This window comes from Mesorhizobium sp. M7A.F.Ca.CA.003.01.2.1 (genome assembly GCF_003998945.1).
In the GTDB taxonomy this organism is placed as follows: Bacteria; Pseudomonadota; Alphaproteobacteria; order Rhizobiales; family Rhizobiaceae; genus Mesorhizobium; species Mesorhizobium ciceri.
The window spans coordinates 1-5,522 of the sequence record NZ_RZRA01000319.1 but is presented as its reverse complement, the minus strand read 5'-3'; the positions used below and the strand labels follow the sequence as shown (position 1 = coordinate 5,522).

General features: G+C 62.9%; 8 protein-coding genes. All 8 read right to left on the bottom strand.

All coding sequences use genetic code 11. From position 1 onward, the window contains the following. Window positions 1-370, bottom strand: a 370-nt coding sequence (locus EN969_RS14810) for an MFS transporter (protein ID WP_206525160.1), incomplete at its 3' end; no start/stop codon positions are given. 229 nt (window positions 371-599) lie between these two features. Continuing rightward, on the bottom strand, window positions 600-866 hold the full coding sequence (gene fliQ, locus EN969_RS14805; RefSeq protein ID WP_013529773.1) for a flagellar biosynthesis protein FliQ: 267 nt from the start codon (window positions 864-866) through the stop codon (window positions 600-602). Window positions 867-890: 24 nt separating this feature from the next. Further along, the gene (gene flgD, locus EN969_RS14800; protein ID WP_013529774.1) at window positions 891-1,298 is read right to left on the bottom strand and encodes a flagellar hook assembly protein FlgD; all 408 of its coding nucleotides are present in this window, start codon (window positions 1,296-1,298) and stop codon (window positions 891-893) included. Next, entirely contained in the window at window positions 1,298-1,741 is a 444-nt protein-coding gene (gene flbT, locus EN969_RS14795) for a flagellar biosynthesis repressor FlbT (protein WP_013529775.1), read from the bottom strand. The genes flgD and flbT overlap by 1 nt, the downstream gene beginning before the upstream one ends. Further along, window positions 1,738-2,085, bottom strand: coding sequence for a flagellar biosynthesis regulator FlaF (gene flaF, locus EN969_RS14790; protein ID WP_013529776.1), 348 nt, complete (start codon window positions 2,083-2,085; stop codon window positions 1,738-1,740). Before flaF ends, flbT begins: the two co-directional genes overlap by 4 nt. 31 nt (window positions 2,086-2,116) lie before the next feature. Continuing rightward, entirely contained in the window at window positions 2,117-3,160 is a 1,044-nt protein-coding gene (locus tag EN969_RS14785; protein ID WP_013529777.1) for a flagellar hook-associated family protein, read from the bottom strand. Between the two features lie 4 nt (window positions 3,161-3,164). Further along, window positions 3,165-4,619, bottom strand: coding sequence for a flagellar hook-associated protein FlgK (gene flgK, locus EN969_RS14780; protein ID WP_063168925.1), 1,455 nt, complete (start codon window positions 4,617-4,619; stop codon window positions 3,165-3,167). 27 nt (window positions 4,620-4,646) lie between these two features. Next, a partial coding sequence (locus tag EN969_RS14775; RefSeq protein ID WP_164758263.1) for a flagellar hook protein FlgE occupies window positions 4,647-5,522 on the bottom strand: 876 nt, incomplete at its 5' end.

Here is a 5,522-nt window from a genome sequence, read left to right as displayed (position 1 = left end):
CGATCAGGAAGGTGAAGGCAAGCAGCGTCCATGGCGTGATCAGGCCCGAATAGGTGAACAGGGTCAGAAGCACCGACACCACCAGCATGAAGGTCTGGGCGACCAGCATCACCTTGCGCCGGTCGAAACTGTCGGCGATGGCGCCGGCGACCAACGCAAACAGCATGATCGGCAAGGTGGTCGAAGCCTGGACAAGGGCCACCTGATAGGGCGAGGTGGCGATCGTGGTCATCATCCAGGCGGCGCCGACACCCTGGATCAGGCCACCGAAATTCGAGACGAGACTTGCGCCCCACACGGCGCGGAAAATGCCGTGCCGGAAGGGCGCCAGCGCCGAGACGCTCTCGCTGTCCGGCTTTTCGTCAATCATTTGGGATTCCTGCCATGTCGTGCCTGCCCGTCAGACAATCCGTTTGCGCAGACCGTTTGCCGAAAGTAGGGCATGGCGCCGCAAAGGGCAAAAAAGCTCATGGTCCAACAATGGGATAGAGGCGGTCCAGGCCTTGTCTGCCGTGCGTGCGGAGGCGCCAAGGGGATCGGCGGCGTCTGTCTTCGGACAATTACGAACGGCATGCCGCGGCACGCCTTCCCAAAACAGGTTAGAACCCGTTCTGGATGCGCTCGAAGATGACGTTGGTGAAGGCCGATATCTGGCTGCCGATGAAGGGGCCGGTCAGCGCCACCACCAGCATGATGGCGACGATCTTCGGCACGAAGGTCAAGGTGATTTCCTGCACCTGGGTCAGCGCCTGGATGAGGGCGATGCCGATGCCGACCACCATGGCGACCAGCACCACCGGAGCGGACGCGACGAGCACCGTCCATACCGCGTACTGGACGATGTCGAGAGCGTCGGCCTCATTCATGGGACTGGCTCTCTGTCGAAAGCGTCAGCTTGCCGCCTTGACCGAAACTCCCGGACCGACCGCGACTTCGGTGCCGTTCTGCAGCACGGCGATGAGACCGTTGCTGGCGAGGCGCACCGAAGCCACGGTGCCCGTCGTCAGGCCGTCGGCGGAGGTTATCGAGCGCCCGATCAGTGCGTCGGCCTGCGACAGCGCCGAGGACTGCATGATCTGATTGAGCTTGGTGTTGGTCTGCACCGATTGCTCGACCTGCGAGAAGGTGGCGAGCTGGGCGACATACTGCGTCGAATCCATCGGCTTGGTCGGATCCTGGTTCTTCATCTCGGCGATCAGAAGCTTCAGGAAGGACTGGTAGTCGACTGCTGTCTTCGAGGTGGACGCGGTGGCCTGATTGGCGCCGGTCGGAATCGTCGTCGTCATGTCCACGTTCATCAGTATCGTGCTCCCACAGCCAACGGGCGCTCGGCACCCGAAACATCGTCATTCCCACCCAGCGCGCGGCGTTCGAGCGGATAAAGTGCGCGGATCGCCTTCAGCGCTTCGTAGATATGGTCCTCGCCGACCATGCGGTCGATCTGTTTCAGCGCGCTGCAGATCTGGCCGTCCTCGAAGCTTGCCAGAAGCAGCGGCAGCGAACGACGGAACATCTCGCGTGCGGCGGCGGCGCCGGCCGGGTTCATCAGCATGACCTGCAGGATGAAATAAAGCTGCTTGAGCGGTGTCGAGGCATCTTCGGCCTGGATCACGTGGTTTTCGAGCAGGAACTGGACGTCGTTCATCAATTCGACGGTGACCTTGCGGTCGACCCGGATGACGGCGCCGTTGATGTAGATCTTTTCGTTCGGCTTCAGCGATATCTTCAGCGTGTTGGTCATTGAATGCCGTCCCTGATGATCTGGGACACCTCGATCAGCCCTTCGAAATTGTTGGTGCGGCCCTGACGGATGTCCTCCGCCTCGCGCAGCAGCCACAGGCCGATGGAAATGAGGTTGGCGCGCAGTTCCTTTGGCAGAGCGTTGTCGCTGGAGCCAAGATCCTCGACGAAGGCGGTCCAGACGCGGTTGGTGAAGTGAAGCGCCTCTATCGCCTCCATCGAACCGTGGCCGGCCACTGCTGCTGCCGCCAGCATGTCGATCGAGCGGGTCAGAAGCTCGCGCTCGCGGTCCTTCGCGTCGGCAACGGAGTTGCTCTGGATGTCGGCGTAAGAGAATTGGTACATCGTTGGGGCTCTACCGTTCCGTTAAGCGTTGTCAGGTCAGGTAATTCAACAGGCTGAGCTGCTGCAGGCGTGCGGTCAACGCGAAAGACGTTTCGATGTGCTGTGTCAGGTCCGCGACCCGTGTCGCGGCTTCGGCCGGATCGACAGCTTCCAGGTCGAGAATGTGCCGTTCGAAAAGGTCGACCTGCGTTTTCATCCGATCGTTGGCATCGGAAACCCGCTTCTGGACGATGCCGGTCTCGGATTGAAGCTGGCCAATGCCGCTCAGCGCTTCGCCAACCAATGTGGTGGAGCGGCTGACAACCGTATTCTTCGCCGCCTGGCTGATGTTGCTGGACATCAGGCTGCTGACCATGGCTGCCGCCATTGCGAGCTTCTGGATGCCGGCGCTGTTGGCGCTGGTCGACGTCGGTGTGGTTTCGTTGAGTGCGATGCGGCTGACGATCTGCTGGTCGGTGGCGTTCGACCAGTTGCCCTGCCAACCAGCGCCCGTGAACTGCGGGGCGACATCATTGGTGATGAAATCGTCCATCTGGGCAGCCGTGATGTCGGCCGCGAGCGGATCATCCTGGGTGAAGCCGAAATTGGCGACGAAAGCGGCGTCGAATGCCGCCTTGGCGGGGGAGCCGGCAGCTGTGAAGTCGTTGATTGGCTTGACGTCGGTGTTGGTGCCGGCGAACAGGTATTCGCCATTGACGCTGGTGTTGAGGATCGAGGTCAGCTGCTGGATGGTCGCCTTGCCGGAGGATTGGGTGAGGCTGTTGGACGAGTCGCTTGAGGAGGCGGTGGTCAGGGCGGACAGGAACGTCTGAGCGGCGGTCGAGAGTTGACCAAGCGAGGTCTGCGTCGAGGAGAGCCGGGCGCCGACCAGGCCGTTGGAATCGATGATGACGTTGAGCCGGTCAAGATCGCGCTGGAAAGTGACGGCCTGGGTGGTGCGCCCGCCGAGAGCCAGGCCGACGTCGGCGACCCTGCCCGTCGAGGATTCTTTCGTGGCTTTGACGAGTTCGGCCTGCATGCGCATCTGCTGGGAGCGCATGGCATTGGAGATTGCGGCCGAGGAGACTGAAGTCATGGAATTATCCCACCGCGTTGAGCAAGGCCGTCATCATGTCGTCGACGGTTTTCATCATCCGGGCCGATGCCTGGTAGGTGTGTTCGAGGTCGAGCAGCAGCGACATTTCCTGGTCGACATTGACCCCGGTCGCGTTGGACAGCGCCTCGGCGCTGCGCGACGCCAGTGCTTCCTTGGCGTCGGAGGCGGTCGAAGCCTGCTGGCGCACGCCCTCGAACCAGCCGATCGAACTGGCGGCGTAGTCGGACACGCTGGACGTTGCCGAAACCCCGGCGGCGGGGTCGAAAGTCATCGGCTGGTCGAGCCGGTCGCCATAGGCAACCAGAAGGGTGGAATAGGATGCGCCACCGCCCGTGTTGGCGACGTAGGCCGCACCGTTGGCTCCGCCGTCGCGCAGCAGCATCGGGTTGCCGCCGGTGCTCGGGTCCATCGCTGCATTGACGCTGATGGACGCGGCAAGGCCGTTGACCAGCGTGCCGGCGGCCGGCACGGCCGGCGCACCAGACCAGGTGAACAGGCCGGCGGCGTTGGCCATCGAGGGTGCGGTCTCGGCAAAGGCTGTGATCAGGCCACGCGCGGTCTCGTCGAGCTGGCTCTGCATGGTCGAGGCGACGCCGTCACGCAATTGCAGCAGGCCGGCAAGCGTGCCGCTGGCGCTGGTGTTGCCACCAGCTCCCGCCGAGATCGGCACATTGTCGATGTAGACGGCATTGCCGGCGGCACCCGCGGTATAGCCTGCCGACGCCGCGAAGGTGACCGTGCGCGGTATCGTCTCGAACAAGGTCGTGCCGTCGCCGGTGGTGATGACCATGTCATTGTCGCCTCGCGTGAAGGTCGACACCGGGACATAGTTCGAAATCTTCTTCAAAAGCGCATCGCGCTGGTCGAGCGCATCGGAAACGTCGGTGCCGGAACGGGTTCCGGACATGACGGCCGTGTTGGCATCCTGGAATTGGCCGAGCAGCGAGTTCAGGTCGTCGACGGCGGTGGCAATCTGACCGTCGGTCTGGGTGCGGAAATCCTGGACTGCCTTGGAGCCCTCATTGAGCGAGCGCACGACCTGTTTGGCGGCGTCGATGACGGAGGCGCCGAGGTTCTGATTCGACGGCGAGGTGGCGTAGAGCTGCAGCGCCTGCTGCAGGTTGGCGATCGCAGTCGAGGGCGAGGACGCATTGTCGACGCCATTGACCGCAACACCCAACTGATCCATGCCGTTGTAGAGAGCGTTCTGGCCGCTCCAGGCCGATAGCGCGGCGAGATTCTGGCGAAACAGAAGCTCGTTGGCTGCGCGCTGGATATCGACCGAGCGCGCACCCGGCGCCGTGCTGGTGACGACGGCCTGGCGCCGCGAATAGTCCGGGTTGGAGGCGTCGGCGACATTGCGCGAGACAACGCTGGTCTGTCGCGCGGTGTTCATAAGCGCCGACTGGGCGATACTCAATGCGGTAGACAGTGACATGCGGGTCTTTCGCGGGCGACGCCCGTCTTATCTCTTCAGGTTGACAAGGACGTCCATCAGATCGGAACCGGTCTGGAAGACTTTCGAATTGGCGGTGTAGCTGCGCTGTGCCGCGATCATGTTGGTCAGTTCTTCGGCGATATCGACGTTGGAATTCTCGAGCGCGCCGGAGATGATGGAGCCGAGCTTGCCTTCATTGGCAAAGCCGACACGAACCGCGCCGGACTCGGTGCCCTGCGAATAGACGTTGCCAGGCAGCGCCTTGAGCTGGTCCGGGCTCTGTACGTCGGCCAGCGGGATCTTGTAGAGCGGCTTGGTCGAGCCGTCCTTGTACTGGGCGTAGATGGTGCCGTCCTTGCTGATCTGGACCTTGTCGATGGTGCTCGGTGCGTTGCCGTTGACCTGGGCGTCGGAAACCGTGAAGCCGGTGCCAAGCTGGGTCAGCGCCGACAGATCGAGATTGAGGGTGGCGCCGTTCGGCACGGTAAATGAAACGTTGGTGGGCGTGCCGGTGAGCTTGCCGGTGGTGGTGTCGAAGGTCAGGTTGGCCGAGCCCAGCAAGCCGCCGGCGGTGTAGGGGAACGATGTTCCAGCGGTGGCCTTCGACTGATCGAAGACCGCCACCTGCCAGGTGCCGGCGCCGGTGTTGGTGAAGTAGACGTCGAGCAGCTTCTTGTTGCCGAGATTGTCGTAGGCGACCATGGAGGATTTCGACGTGTATTGCGCGGTCGCAGCGTTGGCGGCGGGCAGGTTGGCGGTCGCGACCGGGGTCGCACCCGCCGGCAGGTTGCCGGCAAAGCTGCCCTCGGTGCTCGGCGTTGCGGTCATGCCCTGGTCGGAGATGACAACCGGGACCAATCCCTCGAAGCCGTTGACCGTCGCTGCCGGTACGCCGTTCTCGTA

Coding starts and splice junctions, on each gene's coding strand:
- fliQ (WP_013529773.1), bottom strand. CDS start 866: ATGAATGAGGCCGACGCTCTCGACATCGTCCAGTACGCGGTATGGACG.
- flgD (WP_013529774.1), bottom strand. CDS start 1,298: ATGAACGTGGACATGACGACGACGATTCCGACCGGCGCCAATCAGGCC.
- flbT (WP_013529775.1), bottom strand. CDS start 1,741: ATGACCAACACGCTGAAGATATCGCTGAAGCCGAACGAAAAGATCTAC.
- flaF (WP_013529776.1), bottom strand. CDS start 2,085: ATGTACCAATTCTCTTACGCCGACATCCAGAGCAACTCCGTTGCCGAC.
- EN969_RS14785 (WP_013529777.1), bottom strand. CDS start 3,160: ATGACTTCAGTCTCCTCGGCCGCAATCTCCAATGCCATGCGCTCCCAG.
- flgK (WP_063168925.1), bottom strand. CDS start 4,619: ATGTCACTGTCTACCGCATTGAGTATCGCCCAGTCGGCGCTTATGAAC.